Origin of the sequence: Streptomyces lateritius (assembly GCF_014649715.1) — a bacterium.
Lineage (GTDB): Bacteria > Actinomycetota > Actinomycetes > Streptomycetales > Streptomycetaceae > Streptomyces > Streptomyces lateritius.
On the sequence record NZ_BMTO01000002.1, the window covers coordinates 363,746 to 388,262 of the forward strand.

Below are 24,517 nucleotides of genomic sequence, written 5' to 3' on the forward strand. Positions count from 1 at the left end.
TCAGTTCCCCTTCTTCTGTGCCGGGGCCGGCGATTCGGCGGCGATCTTCCGCTGCGTGTCGGCCTCGCGCTCACCGAAGTCGCGGCCCGCGCTCTTCAGCGCGGACTCGAGGCGCCCGCATTCGTCGCGTACGGCGGTCAGCCGGGTCTTCCAGGTGCCGAAGATCTCGGTGAGGGCGGCGGAGGAGTCGAATCCGGCGGTTGCGCCTGTGACGCCCTCGTTCGCACTGTCGAGGTCGGTGAGCGAAGTGGTGGTACTGGTGCGCAGCTCGCCGGCGGTGTTGCCCGCCTTGTGCCAGGGCCCTTCGTCGGCCTTCAGGTTCGGGTCGCCGCTGCCCCCGCCGTCGGGGGAGGGGAGGCCCGCCAGGTTCATCGAGGCAGGCGGCTGCCCCGGATGCGAGGTCTCGCCGAACAACTCGTCCCATTTGGCGTTCAGAGCCATGTTCCACCCCCGTGGCGACTGGATTGCTCACGCGAACCTAGCAAGAGATCGAGGGCGATGCGAAGAACAGTGCGAAGGGCACCTTCCTCGGGGGCGGAGTCGTACCCGCCCTGCGGACGGAGTCGTACCCGCCCTGGGGGCGGAGACGTACGTGCCCTGCGGGCGGCGACCGCTCGATAGGCTGGGGGCCATGTACGGATACGGCCAGCACGGGGACGGCAGCGCCGCCCAGCAGCAGTACGCCCCGCCGCAGCAGCAGCCGATGCAGGGCGGAATGCAGGGTGGGTACGGGCAGCAGCCGCCGCTGTACCCCGAGCCGTCGCCGCCCTCGCTCGCCGACGCCGTACGGGCCTTCACGACCGGTTCCATGGCCGCCGAGGACTTCCAGCAGATCTTCGCGACCTCGAAGGTCTACTGCCCGCGCGGGGACAACCCCGGCTTCCTGGCCCTGCACAACACGCAGCAGCCGGTGATTCCGATGTTCACCTCGCTGAAGGAGCTGCGGCGGTACGCGGGCAAGGAGTCGAAGTACTTCGTGATCACCGGCGCCGAGGTGATCGACCTGCTCCCGACCGGCTACGGCTTCGTCCTCGACATGGAGGGCGACCACCGGATGGTCTTCGACGCGAAGGCCGTGGAACAGATGGTCGACTTCGCGATGCGGCGGATGTACGGCTGACGCAGGCTGGAGAGACGGGAGAGCGCCCGGGAGGAATTCCTCCCGGGCGTTCCGCGTTCCGGGTGGCAGGAAGTTCATTGTTCAACTAAACTGGTCGCACAAGGAGGTCCCGCCATGCCCGCTGTGACTGTCGAGAACCCGCTCACCCTGCCGCGCGTCGCCGCCCCGGCCGACGCCGTCTCCCGCCCCGTGCTCGCCGTGACCACGGCGCCTTCCGGCTTCGAGGGCGAGGGCTTCCCGGTGCGCCGCGCGTTCGCCGGGATCAACTACCAGTACCTCGACCCGTTCATCATGATGGACCAGATGGGGGAGGTGGAGTACGCCCCCGGTGAGCCGAAGGGCACCCCCTGGCACCCCCACCGCGGCTTCGAGACCGTCACGTACATCATCGACGGGATCTTCGACCACCAGGACTCCAACGGTGGCGGCGGCACCATCACCAACGGCGACACCCAGTGGATGACCGCCGGGGCCGGACTGCTTCACATCGAGGCCCCGCCGGAGTCCCTCGTCGTCAGCGGCGGACTCTTCCACGGGCTCCAGCTATGGGTGAACCTGCCCGCCGCCGACAAGATGATGGCCCCGCGCTACCAGGACATCCGCGGCGGCCAGGTCCAGCTGCTGGCCTCGCCCGACGGCGGCGCGCTGCTGCGCGTCATCGCGGGCGAGCTCGACGGCCACGCGGGACCGGGCGTCACGCACACCCCGATCACGATGATCCACGCGACCGTCCGGCCGGGCGCCGAGGTGACCCTGCCGTGGCGCGAGGACTTCAACGGACTCGTCTACGTCCTGGCCGGCCGCGGCGCGGTCGGCGCGGAGCGGCGGCCCGTCCACATGGGCCAGACCGCGGTCTTCGGCAAGGGCGGATCGCTGACGGTCCGCGCGGACGAGAAGCAGGACGGGCACACGCCCGACCTGGAGGTCGTCGTGCTCGGTGGCCGGCCGATCCGCGAGCCGATGGCGCACTACGGTCCGTTCGTGATGAACAGCCAGGCCGAGCTGCGGCAGGCCTTCGAGGACTTCCAGGCGGGCCGCCTCGGCACGATCCCCGCGGTCCACGGCATGGGTGAATAGCCCCGGGTGGGTGTTCGGCGCGGGCGCGCGGCGGGGTCACGGCCTCGGAGCGCGCCCGCGTCGTCGGCTGGGGGTTCGCCGGCGTCCGTGTCCGGCGGCGGCCGGTGGCGCAGGAGGCGTACGGACTGACGTGTGGGCATCACCGGAGGGGTACGGACTGACGTGTGGGCATCACCGGAGGGGTACGGACCGGCCTGAACCGCCGTGGCACTGGAGGCGTCCGGCCTGACGCGCCCATGGGGCCGGAGGGGTACGGCCTGTCCGGCCGGGCGGAACCGGGACGTACGCCTGACGCGCCGTCACCCGGGCGGACCCGTAGCGGAGGACGACACGCCGACGGGCGTGGTCGCCTGGCAGCGTGCAGACGCCGAGGCAACCACCCGCGCCCCCGCCGCCGCCCGCGTCGAGGCCGCTCCTCCCGGAGGCGGTCCGGCGGGTCGCCGCCTGGTGCGTCGTCGTCCTGCTGCTGACGGGGGTCACCGCCGTCGGCGTGTGGCTGTGCGGCGTACTGAAGACGGCCGTCACCCCCGTGCTCCTCGCCCTCCTGGGCACCGCGCTCCTCGGGCCCCTCCACCGGCGGCTGCTGCGCATGAAGGTGCAGAGGTCGCTCGCCGCCGCGATCACCGTCGTCGCGGTCGTCGCCGTCGTCGGCGGCGCCACCTACATCGTCGTCAGCGCCCTGATCGAGACCGGCGACCAGATCATCGCCTCGCTGCGGCAGGCCGCCGACGACCTCGCCCGGCACCTCGGCGCCGCCGGGACCTCCCTCGACGACCTGGCGAGCAACGCCAGGGAACTCCTGCAGAAGTTCGGCGGCACGGCCGCCTCCGGGGTGATCAGCGGCCTCAGCGTCGTCGGTCAGATGCTCGCCACCGCCGTCCTCGCGATGTTCCTGATCTTCTTCTTCCTCCGGGACTCCAACAAGGCCGTCGGCGCCCTGCGCTCCCTCGCCCCGCGCTCCACCGGCGACACCGTCGAGGCGATGGGCCGCCGCGCCTTCGGGGCCGTCGAGGGCTTCATGCGCGGCACCACGTTCATCGCCCTGATCGACGCCCTCCTCATCACCGTCGGGCTGCTGATCCTGCGCGTACCCGGCGCCGTGGGGCTCGGCGCGCTCGTCTTCGTCGGTGCCTACATCCCGTACCTCGGCGCCTTCATCTCCGGCGCGGTCGCCATCCTCGTCGCCCTCGCCGACCGGGGGTTCGTCATCGCGCTGTGGGCGCTCGGCGTCGTGCTCGCCGTCCAGGTCATCGAGGGGCACCTGCTTCAGCCGGTGATCCAGAGCCGGACCGTACAGATGCACCCGGCCGTGGTGATGCTGGCGATCACGGCCGGGGCGTCCGTCGCGGGGATCCTCGGCATGCTGCTGGCCGTACCGCTGACGGCGGCGGCGTTCGGCGTGATCGGGGAGATGCGCGCTCGTTACGGAGACCACGCCGGCGAGGTGTGAGTCGAGTCCCCTCCGGGCTCCGCCGCCAGGTCGTCAGGTGGCCGCCGGAATGCCGCCCGGTTCGAACGAGGCCAGCATCTGCTCGAGTGCCGCCTGGTCCGGGCCCACGAACGGGTCCGAGTCCGGGGCCATCGTGATCGTCTCCAGCATCCGGTCGGTCATCCGTACCGCCGGCGGCAGATGCGTGGACAGCACGATGTCCGGGTTGATCTCCCGCAGCGGCTGCACGGTCGCCCGGTACTTCTCCGCGTCCACGACGTGCACCCACGGGCTGTCGACCGTCGCCCACAGCAGCTGCGCCTGCCGCAGCTCCTCCGGCTTCAGGTCGCTCGCGTGCCCGCTCTCCGCCATCTCCATGGTCGGCATGGGCCCGCCGAAGCAGTCCGAGCTGAAGCAGATGCGGGTCTTCTCGTCGTAGAAGCCGACGGTGGCCGGATTGTCGAAGAGCGGCGGCCGGAAGGCGTGCAGCTCGCGGTCGCCGACGTCGAGGGCTTGGCCGGGGTTGAGGAAGTAGACCCGGTCCATCGGCAGGGGCCGCTCGGTCGTCATGATTCCGGCGCCGATGAAGGTGGTCACGACCCGTGCTCGGGGAGCGGCGACGAGCAGGTCGAAGATGCCGCCCGTGTGGTCGCGGTCGGGGTGCGTGAGCCAGATCCAACGGACGTCGGCGAGGTCCATGACGTCGCCGACCGCCGCGACGAAGTCACGGTCGGAGAGGGAGAGTCCGGTGTCGACGACGACCGGCTCCTTGGCGGTGAGCACGTAGGCGTTGACGGGGATGTGGCCGATCCCGGGTATTTCGAGACTGTCGGCCAGGACGGTGGTGTCGCTGCCGACCTTGTGGGTGTCCATGGCAAGCTCCGTGGTCCCCCCTGCGGCCGTACGAGACCAGTCTCCCCCGCTCCCGCACGCCGCGCGCGGCGGGCAGGGGCCACCCGCACCGGCCGCCGCCTACGCGCAGCAGCCCTCACCCGACGCGGGCTCGTTCAGCTCGAACCAGATGGACTTGCCCTCGCCGCGCGGATCGACGCCCCACTTGTGGGCCAGCATCTCCATCAGCACGAGGCCGCGACCCGAGGACGCCATCTCGCCCGGGTGCCGCTTGTGCGGCAGCTCGTCGCTGCCGTCGGAGACCTCCACCCGCAGCCGCCGCGCGTCGTCGTCGCAGGTCACCGAGGCGACCAGGAGCGCGTCGCCGTCCGTGTGGATGAGGACGTTGGTGAGCATCTCGGAGACCATCAGCACCGCCGAGTCGACCTGGTCCTCGTCCGCCCAGTCGTGCAGCAGCTGGCGCAGGTGCCGGCGGGCCGCCGCGACCCGCTCCGGCTCGGCCTGGGCGACGGTCATCATCGTGCGACGCGGGCCCTGGCGGCCCTGGCGGGTGGCCGGGCCCTGCCGGGAGAGGAGCAGGACGGCGATGTCGTCCTCGCGGCGGTCGGCGAGCGGCCCGGTGGTGTGGTGCGAACCGGGGCCGTGGACCGCCTCGACGAGCCGGTCGGCGAGCTCCTCCAGGGACTCCCCGTCGTGCCCTTCCAGCAGCGTACGGACGCGTTCCCAGCCACTGTCGAGGTCGTGGCCGCCGGTCTCCAGGAGCCCGTCGGTGCACATCATCAGGGTCTCGCCGGGCTCCAGGGTGAACCGGGTCGTCGGATAGTCGGTGTCCGGGACGATGCCGAGGGGCAGCCCGCCGGCGGTGGGCCTGAGGAGAACCGTTCCGTCGGTCATCCGGACCGCCGGGTCGGGGTGCCCGGCCCGGGCCAGGTCGACGACCCCGGTGGCCGGGTCGATCTCCAGATAGAGACAGGTGGCGAAGCGGTGCCCGCCGTACCTGTCCCCGTCCCCGCCCGCCTGTCCGTTCCCCTCCACGCCGATCGTGCCGCCTGCGCCGCCCACGCCCCCTGCGCCTGTGCCCCCGTCCCCGTCGGTGATCCCGTACAGGAAGCGGGAGGCGCGGGAGAGCACCGCGTCGGGCCGGTGGCCCTCGGAGGCGTACGCGCGCAGGGCGATCCGGAGTTGGCCCATGAGTCCGGCGGCCCGCACGTCATGGCCCTGGACGTCGCCGATGACGAGGGAGATACGCCCGCCGGGGAGCTGGATCATGTCGTACCAGTCACCGCCGACCTGCAGTCCGCCGCCGGTGGGGACGTACCGCGCGGCGACCTGGAGGCCCGGGATGCCGGGGCCGAGGACCGGCATCATCGTGCGCTGCAGCCCGAGGGAGAGCTCGCGCTCGGACTCGGCGACGCCCGCGCGGGCGAGGGCCTGGGCGAGCATGCGGGCGACGGTGGTGAGGACCGAGCGCTCGTCGGGGGTGAAGGCGACGGGGTGCTTGAAGGCGGCCATCCAGGCACCCATGGTGCGCCCGGCCACGATGAGCGGGAGGTAGGCCCAGGACTGCCGGCCGAACCGCCGCGCCAGCGGCCAGCTCACCGGGAAGCGCCGCAGGTACTCCTCCGGCGTCGGCAGGTAGATCGCCCGCCCGGTCCGTACGACCTCGGCCGCCGGATAGTCGGTGTCGAGCGACATCGAGCTGAAGGGGCCCTCGTCGCCCGTGTTGTGACCGTGGTGGCCGATGATCGTCAGGCGGTCGCCGGCCGCCCCGAAGACGGCGAGCCCGTCGGGCGAGAAGCCCGGCATGGAGAGGGAGGCGGCGACCCGGAGCACCTCGGCGGTCGACCGGGCCTCGGCGAGCGCCCGCCCCGCGTCGAGCAGGAACGCCTCGCGCGACCGGCGCCAGTCGCCGGTGATCGGGGTACGGGCGGCGGTGCCGGGCTGGGGCTCGGCGACTTCCTGGAGCGTGCCGACGAGCTGGTAGTCGTCGCCTTCGACCAGCGGCTTGGACCGGCTCCGTACGGTACGGATCACCCGGCCCTGGCTGTCCATGATCCGCAGCCGGGCCTCGGCGAGGGTGCCCTCCGCCACGGCGAGGTTCACCACCCCGTCGATCTCGTTCCAGTCGACGGGATGAAAACGGGAGCGTACGGCCGCCTCGGTGAGCTGGGCGGGCTCGGCGGGCAGCCCGAGGAGCCGGGCCGCCTCCGCGTCGAGCGTGACGATGCCGGACGAGTTGTCCCAGCGCCACAGGCCGGTCGCGATCGCGGCCAGGACGTCCTCGGTGCGCATTGCCCTACTTTATGAATAGCGGACTCCAGGTCGCCACCGAGCGTATTCGAAAAGCGATCTCGGGTGGCCCGGTACCCTTGACGGGCCTGGATGTGTTCAGGCTCCCCACCGATTTCCGAAGACTGGATGAACGACGATGCATCGGTACAGGTCCCACACCTGCGGCGAGCTCCGCGCCTCTGACGTCGGTACCGACGTCCGGCTGAGCGGCTGGCTGCACAATCGGCGCGACCTGGGCGGCATCCTCTTCATCGATCTGCGCGACCACTACGGCATCACGCAGCTCGTCGCCCGGCCCGGCACCGCCGCCGCCGAGGTGCTCGACAAGCTGACGAAGGAGACCGTCGTCCGCGTGGACGGCAAGGTCGTCTCGCGCGGCGCCGAGAACGTCAACCCGGACCTCGCGACCGGCGAGATCGAGATCGAGGTCGGCGAGGTCGAGGTCCTGGGCGCGGCCAAGCAGATCCCGTTCACCGTCAACGCCGACGACGGCGTGAACGAGGAGCGGCGCCTGGAGTACCGCTTCCTCGACCTGCGCCGCGAGCGCATGCACCGCAACATCATGCTGCGCTCCGCCGTCATCGCCGCCATCCGCTCCAAGATGGTGGCCCTCGGCTTCAACGAGATGGCGACCCCGATCCTCGCCGCGACCTCCCCCGAGGGCGCCCGTGACTTCGTCGTCCCGTCCCGGCTGAACCCGGGCAAGTTCTACGCCCTGCCGCAGGCGCCGCAGCAGTTCAAGCAGCTGCTGATGATCTCCGGCTTCGACCGCTACTTCCAGATCGCGCCCTGCTTCCGCGACGAGGACGCCCGCGCCGACCGTTCGCCTGGTGAGTTCTACCAGCTCGACGTCGAGATGAGCTTCGTCGAGCAGGAGGACGTCTTCCAGCCGATCGAGAAGCTCATGACGGAGATCTTCGAGGAGTTCGGCGGCGGGCGTCACGTCACGTCCCCGTTCCCGCGGATCCCGTTCCGCGAGTCGATGCTCAAGTACGGCAACGACAAGCCGGACCTGCGCACCGACCTGGAGCTCGTCGACATCTCCGACGTCTTCGAGAACTCCGAGTTCAAGGCCTTCGCGGGCAAGCACGTGCGCGCGCTGGCGGTGCCGGACACGGGCGACCAGCCGCGCAAGTTCTTCGACTCGCTCGGAGACTTCGCGGTCTCCCTCGGCGCCAAGGGCCTGGCCTGGGTCCGCGTCGGCGAGGGCAACGCCCTCACCGGCCCGATCGCCAAGTTCCTCACCGAGGAGAACGTCAAGGTCCTCACCGAGCGCCTTGGCCTGCAGCCCGGCCACGCCGTCTTCTTCGGCGCGGGCGAGTTCGACGAGGTCTCCAAGATCATGGGCCCGGTCCGGGTCGAGGCCGCCAAGCGCGCCGGCCGGTTCGAGGAGAACGTCTTCCGCTTCGCGTGGATCGTCGACTTCCCGATGTACGAGAAGGACGAGGAGACCGGCAAGATCGACTTCTCGCACAACCCCTTCTCGATGCCGCAGGGCGGCCTGGAGGCCCTGGAGACCCAGGACCCGCTGGACATCCTCGGCTGGCAGTACGACATCGTCTGCAACGGCATCGAGCTGTCCTCGGGCGCGATCCGGAACCACGAGCCCGAGATCATGTTCAAGGCCTTCGAGATCGCGGGCTACTCCCGCGAGACGGTCGAGCACGAGTTCGCGGGCATGCTCCGCGCCTTCGAGTACGGCGCCCCGCCGCACGGCGGCATCGCCCCGGGCGTGGACCGCATCGTGATGCTCCTGGCCGACGAGCCGAACATCCGCGAGACGATCGCCTTCCCGCTCAACGGCAACGCCCAGGACCTCCTGATGGGCGCCCCGACGGAACTGGACGAGGCCCGCCTGCGCGAGCTGAACCTCCAGCTCCGCAAGCCGGTGGCAAAGGACAAGCCCGCCGACACCCGCCCGATCACGGAAGCGGTCCACCCGGACGCGGCGCGGTAAGCCTCACGGATGGGTGAAGGGCCCGGAACCGTACGCACGGTTCCGGGCCCTTCGCGTCTCCCGCGATCCGCGCAGAGAACCCTCAGCCTTCGAGAATGTCCTCGACATAGTCGCCGAGCTCTCCGGGGAGCCTCTCGATGTCGAGGGCCCGCAGCCTCGCGACCATTTCCGGTTCGGCCAGGGAGCCGAGCTGGATGATCGCGTTCAACTGGGCTTCCAGAGCGGCCGGGTCCGTCTCGCACTCCGCGGCTGCGGCGAGCACACCGGCAAGGACCCGCCCGTCGGCCAAGGAATAGACGGACACCAGATCCGTCACCTCATCCGCCGCCGATTCTCGGACCTTCGGGTCAGGGGCAGCGACGTTCCGCATGAATGCGAGGAGTCGGGACGCGGAAACCGACATGAGGATCCCCTCTCGGATCAGCAGGGCCACGAGACCAGCACCGAGCTTGCCGGCGGCGGGTGAGCGGCCACCTGACAGCTGGATCAGCGCGCTGTGCTCAAGGAAGCCTCGGGACGAGATCGAGCCAGACGAGCGTCTCCCGTATGACGGGGTCATCGCTGTCCAGGAGTGCCCGGACAGGCAAGAGCGCGGCCAGCATGTTCTTGATTCGGCGCAGGTGCAACATCTGCTCTCGTGGTGCTGCCCGCCATTCTTCGGACAGCCGCACGGCCACCTCGTACGACACTCCCAGGTGCCGCAGGATGTCCGAACAGAGAGCGGAGAGATCCCGGACCGCGTCCGCGTCACCGGTCCCAAACTCCCTGATCATGTAGACGCGCACGTGGGCGGCCTCGGCCATGGCCTGCTGGGTCAGTCCGTCCGCGTACTTACCCGAGATGGCGGCCAGGGCGAGTCTGCCCCATCGGAGCCTGTCCTCGTCGGGGAGCTCAGAGCGTTGCATACGGCCGACAGCCAGCTCACGCACCTGCTCCCGGCGCTCCAGCGAACAGGAGCCCGCGCCGGCTTTCTGCAGGAATTGCTCCAAAGCCTCCAAAGATGCACCAGGGAAACCAACCTGGTCCGGCTCGCAGCCGTGTGCGCCTGGCGAAACTTCAGAGAATGGGGATTCCGGCACGCTCGAACGCCTCCTTTCCGATCTCCAGACTCTCCTGCGACGGCCAGTAATGTCCACTCTGGTTGTTGATCTCCATTCCGAAGTAACTGCCCCCGCCACCAGCGATCTCCGCTTCGCCCGCCGCGCGCACGGGTGCTCCGTTCGTGAGCACGGGGTGCTTCAGCTCGGTTCCTTGAATGTGCTTCGGGATGAACACGAGCTCTCCTTCCTGCGTTACCGCCCACTTCACTGTGCCGGAGTTGATGACGTCATCGAAGCCCTCATCGCCGACACGTATGGGCTTCACTCCGAGACGTTCGGCGTCGGCCAACTCGCCTTCCAGTTCGTCCGGCATCCGATTGTGGAAGAGACACGGTGAGAGTCCTCTCGGATCGCTCCACGTGTGCGGATTGTGGACGTACGTCGCCGGGTTCGGGGCCGGGGCGAGACCCAGAGGGTCCGTCGAGAGGTAGCGGGCTGATTCCGGGTCGTAGTAGCGGAAGTGGTTGTAGTGGAGGCCCGATTCGGGGTCGAAGTACTGGCCGGGGAAGCGCAGGGGGGTGTAGGCGGTGGCCGATCTGTTCCACGTCGTCGTGCCCCAGAGGGTCGTGCGGGTGCGCCAGGCCAGTTCGCCCGACTCGTCGACGAGTTCCGTCGGTGTGCCGATCAGGTCGGTGACGATGGCGAAGAAACGTTCGTCCGTGGAGTCCGGGTCCGTGCGGCGTTCCGTCTGGGCCAGGGGGCGTAGACCCGCGTGGTCCCAGGTGAGGGTGATGCCCTCGGTCGTCTGCTCGCAGAGGGTGGGCCCGTCCCAGGTGAAGTGGACCGTTTCCAGCAGGGATTGCTTCGATATGCGGCGACCCAGGGGGTCGTACGTGTATCGCCAGACCGTGCCGTCCGGTGTCGTCACCGAGGTCAGCCGGTCCTCCGCGTCCCACTCGTAGCGCCAGGTGTCGGGCTTCCGAGAGAGACGGGTCTTCTGGCGCAGGACGATCCGGCCCTGGGCGTCGTGTTCGTAGCGAACGGCTCCCGCCCTGGTGACGCGCGTGCCCCGGTAGGCGCGTGTACGGGTTGCCCCGGACGTGGTGGGACTGGCTCGGGGCCGCCAAGGTCGCCGGGACCGTCGGGCTCCTCGTCGGGTTCTTCGTGCCCCTGATCGGGACCCTCGCCGCCGTCGGACTCGTCCTGTACTTCGCCGGGGCCGTCGTCACCGTCCTCCGGGCCCGTTCCTACGGACACGCGGCCGTCCCGCTCGTCTACATGGCCCCCGCCGCCGCCGTCCTCGTGCTCGCCTGACACGGCGAAGGCCGCCGTCCCCGTCGATCACGGGGCGGCGGCCTTCGCCGTACGGGAAGCCGTCAGTCCTTCTTCGGCTCCTCCAGGCGCGGGAAGAGGACCGCGCCCTTCGTCACCGTCGAGCCCGCCGGCAGCTTGCCCCACTCGCCGGCCGACTGGACCGGCTGGGTGGCGAGGGCGCCCAGGCCGGGCTCCGCGCCGAGGGAGTCCCAGAGCTTCTGGGAGGTCTCCGGCATGATCGGGTTGAGCAGGACCGCGACCGCGCGGAGCGACTCGGCCGCCGTGTAGAGGATCGTGGCCAGGCGGGCGCGGCCCGCCTCGGACTCGTCCTTCGCGACCTTCCACGGCTCCTGCTCCGTGATGTAGCCGTTGACCTGCTTCACGAAGTCGAAGATCGCCAGGATGCCGCCCTGGAAGTCCAGCTGCTCGCCGATCTTCCGGTCCGCCTCCACGACCGCCTTCGCCAGGCCCTCGTGGACCGCCCTCTCCGCGTCGCCGTCGGCCGTCGCGGCCGGCAGGGCGCCGTCGAAGTACTTGCCGACCATGGCCGCCACGCGCGAGGCGAGGTTGCCGTAGTCGTTGGCGAGCTCGGAGGTGTAGCGGGCGGTGAAGTCCTCCCAGGAGAACGAGCCGTCCTGGCCGAACGCGATCGCCCGCAGGAAGTACCAGCGGTACGCGTCCACGCCGAAGTGCGAGGTCAGGTCCTGCGGCTTGATGCCGGTCAGGTTCGACTTCGACATCTTCTCGCCGCCGACCATCAGCCAGCCGTTGGCCGCGACCTTGCCGGGCACCGGCAGGCCCTGCGCCATCAGCATCGCCGGCCAGATGATCGCGTGGAAGCGCAGGATGTCCTTGCCGATGAGGTGCACGTTCGCCGGGAACGTCTCGTCGAACTTCGCCTGGTCCGAGCCGTAGCCCACGGCCGTCGCGTAGTTCAGGAGCGCGTCGATCCACACGTAGATGACGTGCTTGTCGTCCCACGGCACCGGGACGCCCCAGTCGAAGGTCGAGCGCGAGATCGAGAGGTCCTCGAGGCCCTGCTTGACGAAGTTCACGACCTCGTTGCGGGCCGACTCCGGCTGGACGAAGTCCGGGTTCGACTCGTAGAACTCGATGAGCTTCGGGCCGTACTCGCTCAGCTTGAAGAAGTAGTTCTCCTCCTTGAGGATCTCCACCGGCTTCTTGTGGACGGCGCACAGCTTCGTGCCGTCCTCGGCCTCGATGAGATCGCCCGGGAGCTTGTACTCCTCACAGCCCACGCAGTACGGGCCTTCGTACCCGCCCTTGTAGATCTCGCCCTTGTCGTAAAGGTCCTGCACGAACTCCTGGACGCGGTCCGTGTGACGCTTCTCCGTCGTCCGGATGAAGTCGTCGTTCGCGATGTTCAGGTGCTCCCAGAGGGGCTTCCACGCCTCCTCGACGAGCTTGTCGCACCACTCCTGCGGGCTGACGCCGTTCGCCTCCGCGGTGCGCATGATCTTCTGACCGTGCTCGTCCGTGCCGGTGAGGTACCACACCTTCTCGCCGCGCTGACGGTGCCAGCGCGTGAGCACGTCGCCTGCGACGGTCGTGTAGGCGTGGCCCAGGTGAGGAGCGTCGTTGACGTAGTAGATGGGGGTCGAGACGTAGTACGCCTTCGCCCCCTGCTTCTCGGATCCAGTGGCCGCCATGGTCGAAATCCTAACGGTCAGTTCAAGATCCACTCACATCGATAAGGGCGCCCCGGAGCGGACGGTGGGAGACGGAGAGGTCCGCGAAACGTTTCCCGGCGTAGAAAGCACTGTGCACACCAGCGAGGAAGAGAGCATGCGCGTACTGGTCGCCGAGGACGAGCAGGCCTTGGCCGAGCTCGTCGCCACGGGACTGCGCCGGGCCGGCTTCGCCGTCGACACCGTCTACAGCGGCGACGCCGCCCTCGCCTACCTGGGCCTGCACGACTACGACGTCGTCGTCCTCGACCGCGACCTGCCCCGCGTCCACGGCGACGAGGTGGCGCGCCGGCTCGTCGCCTCCGCCGCCAGGACCCGGATCCTGATGCTCACCGCGTCGGCGGCCACCGAGGACCGCGTCGAGGGGCTCGACCTCGGGGCGGACGACTACCTCGGCAAGCCCTTCGAGTTCCCCGAGCTCGTCTCCCGGGTCCGGGCGCTCAGGCGGCGCAGCGCCCGCCTCGTACCGCCGCTCCTCGAACGCGCCGGGCTGCGGATGGACACTGTCCGCCGCACCGCGACCCGCGACGGGCGCGACCTCGACCTCTCCCCGAAGGAGTTCTCCGTGCTGCAGATCCTCCTGGAGGCGGACGGCGCGACCGTCTCGGCCGAGGAGTTCCTGGAGCGCGCCTGGGACGCGCACACCGATCCCTTCACCGGCGCCGTACGGGTCTGCATGAGCAAACTCCGCGGAAAACTCGGGGAGCCGGCGCTCATCCGCACGGTCCAGGGCGTGGGGTACGCGCTGTGAGCGCCGCCGACCGCAGGCTGGGCGCGGGGTCCACGATCCGCACGCGTATCGCGCTCGTGTACGGAGGGGTCTTCCTCGTCCTCGGGGGCACCCTGCTGGGAGTCGTGAACCTGCTCTCCCGCGCCGGTACGGCCGGGGAGGCGGAGGCCATCGCCGCCCGGGTACGGGTCGTGGCCCCGTTCGAGACCGTCACCGCCTACCGGCTGAGCGACGACGTCAGCCGGGCCGCCGGCGAGCAGATGCTCATGTGGTCGTGCCTCGCCCTCGTCGTCATGGCCTTCGTCGCGGTCGCCGTGGGGTGGTGGACGGCGGGGCGGGTGCTGCGGCCCGTCCACGAGATGACGGCGCGGGCGCGGAAGCTGTCCGAGCGGAACCTGCACGAGAGGATCGCTGCGAGCGGGCCCGACGACGAGCTCAAGGAGCTGGGCGACACGATCGACGCGCTGCTCGGACGCCTGGAGAAGGCCTTCGACAGCCAGCGGCGTTTCATTGCGAACGCCTCTCACGAGCTGCGGACCCCGCTCGCCACCCAGCGGGCCGCGATCCAGATCGGGATCGACGACTCCTCGGACGTCAAGCAGGTCCTCCTCGACAGTAACCGCCGCAGCGAGCGGCTCATCGAGGGGCTGCTGGTCCTCGCCCGCAGCGAGCGGGGACTGGAGGAGCGGGAGGACGTACGGCTGGGGGAGGTGGTGGCGGAGGAATGCGAGAGGTACGGGGTCGAGTGCGAGGGCCCCGGCGGCGTCGTCAGCGGGAGCCGGGTGCTGCTCGGGCAGCTCGTACGGAACCTCGTCGCGAACGCCGTCGCCTACAACCTGCCGGAGGGCCGCGTGGAGGTGACGGTGGCGGGCGGCGAGGTGACCGTCGCCAACACCGGGCCCGTCGTCCCAGCCGAGGACGTGCCGGGGCTCTTCGAACCGTTCCGCCGGGGGGAGGGCCGCGACAGGATGGGGCCCGGCGCGGGGCTCGGCCTGTCGATCGTGCGGTCGATCGTCGACGCGCACGGGGGGACGGTGCGCGCGGTGGCCCGGGGGGCGGCGGACGGGGGCGGCCTGGTCGTGACGGTGACGCTGCCCGACCAGGCCGTTGCCGTCGCCTAGAGCTCCCACCCGGCGAGCAGGCCCCGGAAGAACGCGGGGTGCGCGGTCTCGGCGGGAGTCGGGCCGGCCAGGAAGTGGCCGGTCCGGGGAGCGGTGAGCTTACGGAGGTAGTCGAAGGCCTTGTTGTCCTCATCGCCCCAGGCCACGAACTGCCAGTGGATCGGGCGGTCGGCGGCCTGGGCCAGCGCCTCGGTGGCGGCGGTCTTCGACTCCGGGGCGCCGTCGGTCTGGAAGACGACGAACGCGGGCCGGGTCGGGTCGGTCTTCTCGTGGTGGGCGAGGACCTCTTCGACGGCACGGTGGTAGTTGGTGCGGCCCAGGCGGCCGAGGGTGCCGTTGATCTCGTCGATGCGGGTGGGGGTGAGGGTGGCCGGTGTGAGCTCGGCGGTGCCGTCGATGTCGGTGGAGAAGAAGACGGCGGTGACGGTGGCGTCCTCGTCGAGGTGCGCGGCGAGGGCGACGGTCTGCTCGGCGAGGCGTTGTACGGACCCGTCCTTGAAGTACCCGCGCATCGAACCGGAGCGGTCGACGACGAGGTACACGGCGGCCCGCGCCCCGGTGAGCCCCTGCTTCTTGAGCACGGCACCGGCGGCCTTGTAGGCGTCCACGAGGTGGGGCGCGTCCGCCTTGACCCGAGCGAGGGTGGTCGCGGGGGTGGTGGGGAAGGACTCGGTGACCTCGGTCGACTCGGTGACCTCGGTGGGGGCGGGCTCGGGTTCGGCCGCCACGGGCTCGGGCTCGGGCTCGACCTCGACCTCGGCCTCGGGCTCGGTGGGGGCGGGCTCGGGCTCGACCTCGGCCTCCACAGGCTCGGGCTCGGTGGGGGCGGGCTCGGGTTCGGCCTCCACGGCCTCGGCCTCGACCGGCTCGGGTTCGGCGACCGGCTCGGGCTCGGTGGCGGCGGGCTCCGCTTCTACCTCGGCCTCGACCGGCTCGGGCTCCGGTTCGACCGGCGCGCTCTCGGCGACCGGTTCGTCGGCCTCGGCCTTGACCGGCTCGGTCTCGACCTCGGCCACCACGGGCTCCGCCTCGACCGGCTCGGCCTCGGCCGGCTCGGGCTCGACGACCGGCGCCGTTCCGACCGGTTCCGCCTTCGGCGTCTCCGCCGAGCGGGCCTGCGGGACCTTCGGGTTGTCGAAGGCCGCCGCCACCAGGTCGTCGGCGGCGAGCTTGGCCGCCGTCTCCGGCGACCTGTCCGGCGTCTTCTCGGGCGACCGCTCGGCCGTCCGCTCCGTCGTCTCCTCGGACGAGGTCCGCTCGGCCGAGGCCGAGGCCGGGGACGGGACCGTCACCGACACGGGCTCCTCAGGCGTGACCCGTTCCGTCTGGGGAGGGACGGAGGTCGCCGGAGTCTCCTCGTGCTGTTCCGCACGGTCGCGTCCGAACACCTTGCGCAGCAAGCTCCGAATACCCATGGGCGAGGCCTTTCGCATGAGTTGGGTGCGGTGAATGTCCGTACTGGGAGGATCATCCCTGGCCAGGGCGGACACGTAAGGTTAGCGGCCCGGGGTGTGTCGCCCCCGGTCGCCTTGATTCCCTTTGTGTATCGGCTGCTCTGGCGACCGCCCGTACCGGCCCGTCGCCCCCGGTCGCCGCGCATTCATCCGCCGTTCACTCCGGCGCCGCCCCCGTGCAGATGTGCGCACATAGCGTCGCCGCCGAACGGATTCCCGACACACTGTCGGCGCGGTGTGCGCCGTAGGAGGACGAAGTGCGCAAACTGCTGCCGCTGCTGAGCACCAACCCGCACGGAGGCGGCCGTTCCGCCCTCACCTGCCGGTTCCGCTGTGGTGACGCCTGCTTCCACGAGGTGCCCAATACCAGCGACAACGAGTACGTCGGCGACGTCATAGCCGGCGCGCTCTCGCGCCGTTCGATGATGCGTGCCGCCGCCGTGGTGACGGTGGCCACCGCCGCCGGAACCAGCCTGGCCGTCGGCAACGCCCCGGCGGCGCAGGCCGCTTCCCAGGCCCGTCCGCACACCCCCGGCCGTACCGAGGGCGCCCGTGGTCTGCGGTTCTCCCCCGTCGCGCCCAACACGGCCGACCAGGTGACCGTGCCCGCCGGCTACGCGCAGAGCGTCGTCATCCGCTGGGGTGAGCCGATCCTCCGCGGCGCCCCCGCCTTCGACGCCGACAAGCAGACCGCCGCGGCGCAGGCCGGACAGTTCGGCTACAACAACGACTTCCTGAGCCTTCTCCCCCTCCGGGGCGAGCACGGCCGCCAGGTCCTCGTCGCCAACCACGAGTACACCGACGAGATCCTGATGTTCAAGGGGTACGACTCCGAGAACCCGACCCGCGAACAGGTCGAGATCGCCTGGGCCGCCCACGGCCTCTCCGTCGTCGTGGTCCAGGAGGAGCACCGCTCCGGCAAGCTGACCCCGGTCACCCGCCACCCCCTCAACCGCCGTCTCCACACCACCAGCGAGTTCGAGCTGACCGGCCCCGCCGCCGGCTCCCCGCTCCTGCGGACCTCCGCCGACCCGTCCGGACGCAAGGTCCTCGGCACGCTCAACAACTGCGCCGGCGGCACCACCCCGTGGGGCACCACCCTCCACGGCGAGGAGAACTTCAACCAGTACTTCGCCAACGGGTCGAGCCCCACCGACAAGCGGTACGGCATCGGCTCGGGCGCCACCGAGCGCAAGTGGGAGCGGTTCGACAGGCGCTTCGACCTCAAGCAGGAGCCGAACGAGGCCCACCGCCAGGGCTGGGTCGTCGAGCTCGACCCGTACGACCCGGACTCGACGCCCAAGAAGCGCACCGCGCTCGGCCGCTTCAAGCACGAGGCCGCGCAGCCCCGCCTGACCGAGGACGGCCGTCCGGTCGTCTACATGGGTGACGACGAGCGGTTCGACTACTTCTACAAGTTCGTCTCCTCGAAGCGGATGAAGAAGGGCAACTCGCGGGCCGCCCGCGAGCACAACCTCACCCTGCTCGACGAGGGCACGCTGTACGTCGCCAAGCTGACCGGCGACACCCCGCAGGACATCGACGGCACCGGCAAGCTCCCCGCGGACGGCGAGTTCGACGGCTCCGGCCAGTGGATCCCGCTCGCCACCGGCGACGTCTCGCACGTCCCCGGCATGACCGCCGAGGAGGTGTACGTCTTCACCCGCCTCGCCGGTGACAAGGTCGGCGCCACCAAGATGGACCGCCCCGAGGACGTCGAGCCGTCGCCGCGCACCGGCCGCGTCTACGTCGCGCTCACCAACAACACCAACCGCGGCAAGGGCACCAACCCGGGGGCCGACGAGGCCAACCCGCGCAACCTCAACAAGCACGGCCAGATCCTGGAGCTCGCCGAGCACTGGGACGACCCCGCCTCCGACGGCTTCGCCTGGCGCCTCTTCCTGGTCGCCGGCGACCCGAACGACCCGGCCACGTACTACTCCGGCTTCCCCAAGGAGAAGGTCTCCCCCATCTCCTGCCCGGACAACGTCGCCTTCGACCCGTACGGCAACCTGTGGATCTCCACCGACGGCAACCAGCTCGGTTCGCACGACGGCCTGTTCGGCGTCGCCACGCAGGGTGAGCGGCGCGGTGAGCTCAAGCAGTTCCTGACCGTGCCGAAGGGCGCGGAGACCTGCGGTCCGATCATCCAGGACCGCCGAGTCGTCGTCGCCGTCCAGCACCCGGGCGAGATCGACGGCGCGTCGGTCGAGAAGCCCGCCTCGGTCTGGCCCGACGGGCCCGGCAGGCTCGTCCGCCCCTCCGTGGTCGCCGTCTGGCGCAGGGACGGCCGCGACATCGGCGTCTGACGAGGCGGCAAAGAGCCGGGGGAGTGAGGAGCGGGGGGCTCCTCACTCCACCCCCAGGGTCTCCCTGAAGCGGACGAACTGCTCCTCCGGCTCCCCGGTGTACGACCACGGCACCCACGACGCGCGGGTGCCCAGCATCCCGAGCAGCTCCCGGGCCACCTCCGTCTGGCCCGCGTAACAGGCGGCGTGGGCGAGATAGTTGAGGTCGGCGACCTCCTCGGGGGCGACCGGGCGGTCGGGGTCCCGGCCGCCGATCCAGCGCGCGTACGTCCGGCGCAGCTCGGTCACCGCGAGCTCGTGTTTCCAGTGCTGGTCGAAGCCGCGCACCGGTCCGCGGCCGAGCGCCCCGTCGGCGATGTAGCGGTACTCCTCCACCCGGGCGACCTGCACCAGGACCGGCAGCGGCGACCCGGGCGGTGCCACGCCCGCCGCGTCGCGGGCGAAGTCGTACATCGCCCCGTGGGTGCCGTGCCACCGGGCCGACCAGTAGCGCATCACCTGGGCGTGGCCCTCGGTGTGGTAGGGGTCACGGTGGCGCAGCTCGTCGAACCACTGGCGCAGTTGGCGGCGCGGGACCCCGCCCTCGTAGAGGCGGGCCACCGAGAGCAGCGAGACCCAGGGCATCGGGTCGGCGGGGGCCGCCTGGGTCGCGCCGAGGCAGGCCTCGACGGTGGCGTCGAGCCGACCCCGGTCCACGGTGCTTCCCCGGCCGGCCGCGATGGCCGTGTCGAAGACGCGGACGACCTCGGTCGCCGCCCGCAGCACAGCCGCGTCCGGGTTGTCGGGTTCTGCCGCCCGCCATGCTTCGACGGTGGAGCTGCCCGCGGCGGCGTGCGCGAGGAGCCGCAGCCGGTGCGTACGCCGGGACCAGTTGTCGCCGGTGGCGCGCAGAAGGTCCCTCACGCCCTGCCAGCGGCCGATGACGATGTCGTGCCGGGCCTCGGTGAGCGCGCGGTCGCCGTAGTCCGGGTCGAGGTCCGGCGTGAAGCGGGACGAGCGGGACGAGCGGGACGGACGCGATGAGCGGGACGGGCGGCGGCCAACGGCCATCGTGGTTCCTCCCTCGGGGTCGGCGCCGGGTACGAAGGTGGCCGGTGGCCTCAGAAGTCGGTGGCGAGGGACTCGTCCGCGCGGCGGGCGCGCGGGGTCGTCGAAGCGAACGGTTCGGCCGCGGCCAGGGCCCGGACCGCGTCGAGCCGGGCGGGACGGTAGTAGGCGCTGCCCTTCCGCCAGTACACGACCAGCGGCACCACGCCGACGAGGAGCCCGCCGAGGCCGATGACCAGGGCGGTCGTGGTCAGCTCACCGAGCGACTCGACGAACGCCCACAGCATGAACGCGGAGCCGAGCAGCGGCCACGCCCCGCCGAGGAGGAAGTTCCGTACGGAGGTCAGCAGCACCGATTTGTACGCGACGACGGCGGCGATGCCGGCCAGACCGTAGTAGAAGGCGATCTGCAGGCCGATCGCGGAGACGGCGTCGCTGAGGATCCGTCCCACCGAACCGGCGGCCGCCGCCGCGCCGAACATCAGCATCGCGGCGACGCCGACGGCGGCGATCGCGACCCACGGGGTGTTCCAGCGGCGGTGCACGGTGCCGAGCGCGGCGGGCATCGTGCGGTCGCGGCCCATCGCGAACAGCGAGCGCGTCACCTGGATGAGGGTGGTCTCCAGGGTGGCGACGGTGGAGAGCAGCACCGCGGCGATCAGCAGCTTGCCGCCGATGCCGGGCCAGATCTCCTGGCCGAGGACGGCCAGGACGTTCGCGCCGGCCGTCTCGATCTGCCCGGAGGTCAGCAGCACGTTGACGGAGATCGTGAACGCCTCGAAGAGGAGGAAGACGACCCCGACGCCGACGAGCGCGGCGAAGCCGGCCGTGCGGCGGCTGTCCCGGGTCTCCTCGCTGAGATTGCTGGTGACGTCCCAGCCCCAGTAGTAGAAGGCGGCGATCAGGGCGCCCGAGGCGAAGCCGGCCGGGCCGTCGAAGTGCCCGAAGCCGAGCCAGGACCAGTCGAAGGCGGTGGCGTGGCCCCGGTGGGCGAGGGCGGCGAGGACGAAGACGAGGAGGATCACGATCTCCACGCCGGACATCAGCAGTTGGGCCCGTACGGTGAGGCGGGCGCCGCCCAGGACGACGAGCAGCATCATCAGGAACCAGCCGGCGCCGACGGCGGCGGCGAGCGGGGTGTGGTCCGCCAGTTCGGGGTCGATGAGGGAGAGCGTCATCGATCCGGCGGGCAGCGATCCGGCGACCATGAAGATGGTCGCGGAGATGACGAGGGCCCAGCCGGAGAGGAAGCCGAGGAAGGGGTGGAGGGTGCGGCCCACCCAGGAGTATCCGGCGCCCGCGTTGACGTCGATCCGTCCGAGGCGGGCGTAGGCGAGGACGATGCCGAGCATCGGTATGGCGCAGTAGAGCAGGGCCGCCGGGCCCGCCAGGCCGACCGCGCCGAAGAGGACGGCGGTGGTGGCGGCCAGGGAGTACGCGGGTGCGCTGCCCGCGACGGCCATGACGATGGTGTCGAAGGTCCCGAGGACATTGGGCTGGAGCCCTCTGCCGGTGGTGGTGCGCATGGCGGTGTCCTTGGGTGGCACGGGGAGATGGCGCAGGACGAAGTGACCGTGCCCGTCGGGTCAGTTGTTCCGGTGGAAGCACGGGTCAGGTGAATCGAGCGCATCGTAGTCGCACCGGTGGGTTCCGGTAACGGCGGTATGGAGGCTTCTCCCGGGTGACCGCCGGTAAGGGCACCGTGTGCCCCACGGCGGGGGTTCGGCCGGGCTTCAGTCCCGCTCCCGCTGGGGAGTCGCGATGGCCCGGGCCGCTCTGACCTCCTGCCGGAGGGGAGCGAGGACCCCGTCCTCGTCACCGGTCAGCTCCGCCCGGACCTCCACCAGGACGTCGCTGCCGCGCAGTCCGTCCGCGAGTTCCCGCAACTGCCGTTCGACGGCCGCCGCTTCCTCCGCTTCCGGGGCGGGCGCGCCGTGGTCCACACGCACCCGGGCGGCGGTCGTGGCGTCCACGATCCGCTCCACGGCGACGACCAGCGGCCACCAGGCGGCCGCCAGGGTGCCGGTGGGCGGCGGCTCGGTCAGGGCCCGCTGGAACTCGGAACGTACGGCGGACAGGTCGCGGTAGAGCGCGCGCCGGGCCCGGACCCGGGCGGCCGGCTCCTCCTCCTCGGGCGGGCAGAACGCCCGTCGCACGTAGGTCGCCGTGTCGGCGACCGCGTCCGCGAGCCGGTCGCCGATGCGGGTGTGCCAGGACTCCGGCCACAGCAGATAACCGGCGACCAGGGCGATGGCGCAGCCGAGGAGGGAGTCGTAGAGCCGGGGGAGCACCAGGTCGAAGCCCTGCCGGTTCAGGAGGTCGGAGAGCAGCAGGATGACCGGCGTGATCGCCGCGGTCTGGAAGGCGTATCCCTTCGCCGAGAAGGCGGGGATCAGCCCGGCGAGCACGAGCATCACCGGGACGTCCCACCAGCCCCGGGGGACCTCGGCCAGGACCAGGGCGGCGACGACGAGCCCGGCCGCGGTGCCGAACGCGCGCAGCACCGCGCGGGAGAAGACCGAGCCGAAGTCCGGCTTCATGACGAACGTGACGGTGAGGGCCACCCAGTACGAGCGGGGTACGGAGATCAGCGAGACCAGCGCCTGGGCGAGGCCGATGCAGAGGGCGAGCCGCAGGCCGTACCGCCAGGACGCCTCGGAGAACAGCACGGCGCGGGCCGCCCGGCGGGCCCGCACCCCGAGGGCGGCGGGCCGGCCGAGCCGGTCGTCGACGTTGAAGGGTTTCGGCTCCGCCTTGTGGACCACGGTCGCCGCGTGCCGCAGAGCCTGGTCGACGGCCTTCTCGGAGGGGCGGGCCGCCTCAGGGAGCTCCAGGACCGGTGTGCCCGTGCGGCCCTCCTCGACGGCGGCGGCGAGGTCTCGCACGGCGGCCGGGATCTCGGGGGGCAGCGGCCGGTGGAAGCGGCGCGCCGCGAGATGCGCGGCGGGCGCCGCCTCCACGAGCGGGATCACCACGTTCAGCTGGGCGAGCAGCCGGACGAGGGCGGGGGTGCGGCCGTGGTGGCGGGCGCGGCGGGCGAGGACGAGGTCGTAGGCCTGGTCGAGGGCGGTGGTGACGGCCCGGCGCTTCTCGTCGTACGTGTCGTCGGATCCGGCGGCTTCGAGGAGGTCGGCGACGGCCCGGTAGGTGCCGGCCACGGCGGTCCGCTCGGGGACGCCGCCGCGCAGGGGCCATCCCAGGAGCGTCAGGACGAGGACGACGACCCCGCCGAGGGCGAGCAGGAGAGGCGGCTTCCACCAGGGCTCGGGCATGGGCAGGTCGGCGCCGACGACGGCGTTGAGGAGCAGGAGAAGGCCGGAGACGGAGGCCACGGAGCCGATCGACGAGATCATCCCGGAGACGAGCGCGACGAGGGTGAGGACGGCGACGGCGAGCCATCCCCGGTCGAACACGAGGGCGCCGAGGGTGACGCCGAGCGCGCCGAAGAGCTGCGGGACGGCGATGTTGTAGAAGCGCATCCGGTACGCGTCGGCGGTGTCGCCGATCACGCCGGAGAGGGCGCCCATGGAGACGAGGGCGCCGTAGACGGGCTGGTCGAGGGCGAACCCGACGGCGAGGGGCGCGGCGAGCGCGAGGGAGGCGCGGGCGACGGCGGCCCAGGGGACGGGCGCGGCCTGCGGCCGGAGCCCGGCGGTGAGCCAGGGGGGCGGGCTGAGCCGCGAGGTTCGCGCCATGGGCCCAACTTACGTCCCCGCCCGCCTCGGCCCCCACCGCTGTGGGTGGCAGGCTCAGCTGCGGTAGTTCTCCACCTCGGCCGCCGGGCGGACCGTCGCCGTGTCGGGGTCTTCGCCGAATTCCGCCTTCGCGCGGCGCTGGCGCAACAGATCCCAGCACTGGTCCAGTTGCACCTCCAGTTCCGCGAGGCGGGACCGCTCCTCCGGCAGCAGGCCGCCGGTCCGCTGCCGCAGAGCCCGTTCCTCCTCGACGAGTGCGCCGATGTTCTCCAGGATCTGCTCGTCGTCGTGCATGTGGTCCATGTATTCAGCGTGGCCGATCAACGGCCCGCGTGCAGGTCGAGCTCCGCGAGGACCGCCCGGTGGTCGCTCCCCGCCAGATCGAGGAACCGCACCTCCCGGACCCGGAAGTCGTCGCTGACCAGCACGTGGTCGATCTGGACGTACGGCGGCAGCGGCCCCTCCCGAGGCCAGGTGGGGGTCCGGGCGGAGCCCGCGAGGCGGGCCGCGTCGTGGAGCCGGCCGGCGGCGAGGACGGAGCGGAAGGCGGCGTGGTCCTGGGAGGCGTTGAAGTCGCCGGCCAGGAGCACCGGGCCGGAGTCGCGGTGCGCCGCCGCGAAGCGCTCCAACCGGCCCAGCTCGATCTTCCACCGGTCCACGAGCCCGGGCAGCGGCGGCAGCGGGTGGGCGAGCCGGAGCTCCACCTCCCGGCCCCCGAAACGGGCCGTGGCGCCCGGCATCCCCATGGCGCCGGGGATCGGCGGACGGGCGGTCAGCGGCCGGGTGCTCAGGATCGCCGAGCCGGTCGAGCCCTCGCCGTCCACGACGGCCCGGTACGGGTGGGACGTGCCGAGTGCGGCGGTGAGGGTGCGCACACAGGCGCGGTCGCACTCGGAGATGTGGACGAGGTGCGGCCGCTCCCGGCGTACGGCGGTCACCAGTTCGTCCGTCGCCTGCCCGAACTCGACGTTGGCGGTGAGCAGCCGCAGCCGTTCGACGACCGGTCCGCGAGCGGTCGTCGCCCCGGGTCCGTAGGGCTGGACGCACCAGGCCGTCGCCCCGACGACCAGCGCCGCCCACCCCGCGAGTAGCCGGCGGCGGGCGACCAGGGCGAGCGGCAGCGCGAGCGCTGCCGGGACGATCAGCCAGGGCAGGAAGGACAGCGCCTGCGGTACGGGGGTCAGCGCGTCGGTGCCGAGGAGCCGGCAGCCGGTGACCAGGGTCGGTACGGCCACCAGCGGCCCGGCGGCCCAGGCGGCGAGACGCCGCCCGGGCGGCCGGTCGAGCGCGGGGTCCGGGGTGATGGCCGCGGCGACCGGGGCGACGGGGGCTCGCGCCGGATCTGCGGCACGGGCACGTGCACGGTCCACA

The 24,517-nt window shown here is 71.4% G+C and carries 19 protein-coding genes and 2 pseudogenes; 8 read left to right on the plus strand and 13 right to left on the minus strand.

Annotation, left to right across the window (positions count from 1 at the left end; translation table 11 throughout):
* Window positions 1–441 carry a hypothetical protein gene (locus tag IE136_RS05005; RefSeq protein WP_189599612.1) on the minus strand — a complete coding sequence of 147 codons (441 nt, stop codon included), beginning with the start codon at window positions 439–441 and terminating at the stop codon, window positions 1–3.
* Window positions 442–631: 190 nt separating this feature from the next.
* Between IE136_RS05005 and IE136_RS05010 the strand changes: the two genes are divergently transcribed.
* From IE136_RS05010 to IE136_RS05020, 3 genes are all read left to right on the plus strand, one after another.
* A complete protein-coding gene (locus IE136_RS05010; protein WP_158988457.1) occupies window positions 632–1,120 on the plus strand; it encodes an SseB family protein in 489 nt (162 codons plus the stop codon).
* A 114-nt stretch (window positions 1,121–1,234) separates the two neighbouring features.
* A complete protein-coding gene (locus IE136_RS05015; RefSeq protein WP_158988456.1) occupies window positions 1,235–2,197 on the plus strand; it encodes a pirin family protein in 963 nt (320 codons plus the stop codon).
* Between the two features lie 358 nt (window positions 2,198–2,555).
* A complete protein-coding gene (locus tag IE136_RS05020) occupies window positions 2,556–3,647 on the plus strand; it encodes an AI-2E family transporter (protein ID WP_189599614.1) in 1,092 nt (363 codons plus the stop codon).
* Window positions 3,648–3,680: 33 nt separating this feature from the next.
* On the opposite strand, the gene IE136_RS05025 is transcribed toward IE136_RS05020, so the two are convergent.
* Window positions 3,681–4,499 carry an oxygen-binding di-iron domain-containing protein gene (locus IE136_RS05025; RefSeq protein ID WP_158988454.1) on the minus strand — a complete coding sequence of 273 codons (819 nt, stop codon included), beginning with the start codon at window positions 4,497–4,499 and terminating at the stop codon, window positions 3,681–3,683.
* Between the two features lie 99 nt (window positions 4,500–4,598).
* Window positions 4,599–6,770 carry a SpoIIE family protein phosphatase gene (locus tag IE136_RS05030; RefSeq protein WP_189599616.1) on the minus strand — a complete coding sequence of 724 codons (2,172 nt, stop codon included), beginning with the start codon at window positions 6,768–6,770 and terminating at the stop codon, window positions 4,599–4,601.
* Between the two features lie 136 nt (window positions 6,771–6,906).
* Here IE136_RS05030 and aspS point away from each other — a divergent pair, with 136 nt between their 5' ends.
* Window positions 6,907–8,727, plus strand: coding sequence for an aspartate--tRNA ligase (gene aspS / locus IE136_RS05035; protein WP_158988452.1), 1,821 nt, complete (start codon window positions 6,907–6,909; stop codon window positions 8,725–8,727).
* Between the two features lie 82 nt (window positions 8,728–8,809).
* On the opposite strand, the gene IE136_RS05040 is transcribed toward aspS, so the two are convergent.
* The 3 genes and pseudogenes from IE136_RS05040 to IE136_RS36670 all read right to left on the minus strand — a co-directional run.
* Complete coding sequence (locus IE136_RS05040; RefSeq protein ID WP_189599618.1) at window positions 8,810–9,160, minus strand: hypothetical protein; 351 nt, start codon at window positions 9,158–9,160, stop codon at window positions 8,810–8,812.
* 67 nt (window positions 9,161–9,227) lie between these two features.
* Complete coding sequence (locus IE136_RS05045) at window positions 9,228–9,716, minus strand: hypothetical protein (protein ID WP_189599620.1); 489 nt, start codon at window positions 9,714–9,716, stop codon at window positions 9,228–9,230.
* A 67-nt stretch (window positions 9,717–9,783) separates the two neighbouring features.
* Window positions 9,784–10,974: pseudogene (locus tag IE136_RS36670) on the minus strand (RHS repeat domain-containing protein); the annotation flags it as partial.
* Between IE136_RS36670 and IE136_RS05055 the strand changes: the two are divergent.
* Window positions 10,908–11,081 (plus strand): annotated as a pseudogene (locus IE136_RS05055) (DoxX family protein); the annotation flags it as partial. The pseudogenes IE136_RS36670 and IE136_RS05055 sit on opposite strands and share 67 nt — an antisense overlap.
* A 62-nt stretch (window positions 11,082–11,143) precedes the next feature.
* Here IE136_RS05055 and metG read toward each other — a convergent pair.
* Window positions 11,144–12,751, minus strand: coding sequence for a methionine--tRNA ligase (gene metG / locus IE136_RS05060; RefSeq protein ID WP_189599623.1), 1,608 nt, complete (start codon window positions 12,749–12,751; stop codon window positions 11,144–11,146).
* 136 nt (window positions 12,752–12,887) lie between these two features.
* Between metG and IE136_RS05065 the strand changes: the two genes are divergently transcribed.
* Both IE136_RS05065 and IE136_RS05070 read left to right on the plus strand, forming a co-directional pair.
* Window positions 12,888–13,541, plus strand: coding sequence for a response regulator transcription factor (locus IE136_RS05065; RefSeq protein WP_189599625.1), 654 nt, complete (start codon window positions 12,888–12,890; stop codon window positions 13,539–13,541).
* Window positions 13,538–14,641: a sensor histidine kinase gene (locus tag IE136_RS05070; RefSeq protein ID WP_189599627.1), complete on the plus strand. Its 1,104-nt coding sequence runs from the start codon at window positions 13,538–13,540 to the stop codon at window positions 14,639–14,641. Before IE136_RS05065 ends, IE136_RS05070 begins: the two co-directional genes overlap by 4 nt.
* Here IE136_RS05070 and IE136_RS05075 read toward each other — a convergent pair.
* Window positions 14,638–16,056 (minus strand): VWA domain-containing protein, encoded by a 1,419-nt coding sequence (locus IE136_RS05075; RefSeq protein ID WP_189599629.1) that lies wholly within the window; start codon window positions 16,054–16,056, stop codon window positions 14,638–14,640. The genes IE136_RS05070 and IE136_RS05075 overlap by 4 nt on opposite strands.
* A gap of 296 nt (window positions 16,057–16,352) precedes the next feature.
* On the opposite strand from IE136_RS05075, the gene IE136_RS05080 reads away from it, so the two are divergent.
* A complete protein-coding gene (locus IE136_RS05080; protein WP_189599631.1) occupies window positions 16,353–18,404 on the plus strand; it encodes a PhoX family protein in 2,052 nt (683 codons plus the stop codon).
* Window positions 18,405–18,446: 42 nt separating this feature from the next.
* Here the strand turns inward: IE136_RS05080 and IE136_RS05085 are convergent, their stop codons facing one another.
* From IE136_RS05085 to IE136_RS05105, 5 genes are all read right to left on the minus strand, one after another.
* Window positions 18,447–19,454, minus strand: a complete 1,008-nt coding sequence (locus IE136_RS05085; protein WP_189599633.1) for a hypothetical protein — start codon at window positions 19,452–19,454, stop codon at window positions 18,447–18,449.
* A 50-nt stretch (window positions 19,455–19,504) separates the two neighbouring features.
* Window positions 19,505–20,977 carry an APC family permease gene (locus IE136_RS05090; RefSeq protein ID WP_158988443.1) on the minus strand — a complete coding sequence of 491 codons (1,473 nt, stop codon included), beginning with the start codon at window positions 20,975–20,977 and terminating at the stop codon, window positions 19,505–19,507.
* A gap of 207 nt (window positions 20,978–21,184) precedes the next feature.
* Window positions 21,185–23,146, minus strand: coding sequence for an FUSC family protein (locus IE136_RS05095; protein ID WP_189599634.1), 1,962 nt, complete (start codon window positions 23,144–23,146; stop codon window positions 21,185–21,187).
* Window positions 23,147–23,200: 54 nt separating this feature from the next.
* Window positions 23,201–23,449, minus strand: coding sequence for a DUF2630 family protein (locus IE136_RS05100; RefSeq protein WP_373309000.1), 249 nt, complete (start codon window positions 23,447–23,449; stop codon window positions 23,201–23,203).
* A 17-nt stretch (window positions 23,450–23,466) separates the two neighbouring features.
* A complete protein-coding gene (locus tag IE136_RS05105; RefSeq protein WP_229818636.1) occupies window positions 23,467–24,516 on the minus strand; it encodes an endonuclease/exonuclease/phosphatase family protein in 1,050 nt (349 codons plus the stop codon).
* Window position 24,517: the final 1 nt, after the last annotated feature.

Excerpts from the sequence above, each read along its gene's own strand:
- IE136_RS05005 (WP_189599612.1), bottom strand. The coding sequence starts at position 441 with ATGGCTCTGAACGCCAAATGGGACGAGTTGTTCGGCGAGACCTCGCAT.
- IE136_RS05010 (WP_158988457.1), top strand. The coding sequence starts at position 632 with ATGTACGGATACGGCCAGCACGGGGACGGCAGCGCCGCCCAGCAGCAG.
- IE136_RS05015 (WP_158988456.1), top strand. The coding sequence starts at position 1,235 with ATGCCCGCTGTGACTGTCGAGAACCCGCTCACCCTGCCGCGCGTCGCC.
- IE136_RS05025 (WP_158988454.1), bottom strand. The coding sequence starts at position 4,499 with ATGGACACCCACAAGGTCGGCAGCGACACCACCGTCCTGGCCGACAGT.
- IE136_RS05030 (WP_189599616.1), bottom strand. The coding sequence starts at position 6,770 with ATGCGCACCGAGGACGTCCTGGCCGCGATCGCGACCGGCCTGTGGCGC.
- aspS (WP_158988452.1), top strand. The coding sequence starts at position 6,907 with ATGCATCGGTACAGGTCCCACACCTGCGGCGAGCTCCGCGCCTCTGAC.
- metG (WP_189599623.1), bottom strand. The coding sequence starts at position 12,751 with ATGGCGGCCACTGGATCCGAGAAGCAGGGGGCGAAGGCGTACTACGTC.
- IE136_RS05065 (WP_189599625.1), top strand. The coding sequence starts at position 12,888 with ATGCGCGTACTGGTCGCCGAGGACGAGCAGGCCTTGGCCGAGCTCGTC.
- IE136_RS05075 (WP_189599629.1), bottom strand. The coding sequence starts at position 16,056 with ATGGGTATTCGGAGCTTGCTGCGCAAGGTGTTCGGACGCGACCGTGCG.
- IE136_RS05085 (WP_189599633.1), bottom strand. The coding sequence starts at position 19,454 with ATGGCCGTTGGCCGCCGCCCGTCCCGCTCATCGCGTCCGTCCCGCTCG.
- IE136_RS05090 (WP_158988443.1), bottom strand. The coding sequence starts at position 20,977 with ATGCGCACCACCACCGGCAGAGGGCTCCAGCCCAATGTCCTCGGGACC.
- IE136_RS05095 (WP_189599634.1), bottom strand. The coding sequence starts at position 23,146 with ATGGCGCGAACCTCGCGGCTCAGCCCGCCCCCCTGGCTCACCGCCGGG.
- IE136_RS05100 (WP_373309000.1), bottom strand. The coding sequence starts at position 23,449 with ATGGACCACATGCACGACGACGAGCAGATCCTGGAGAACATCGGCGCA.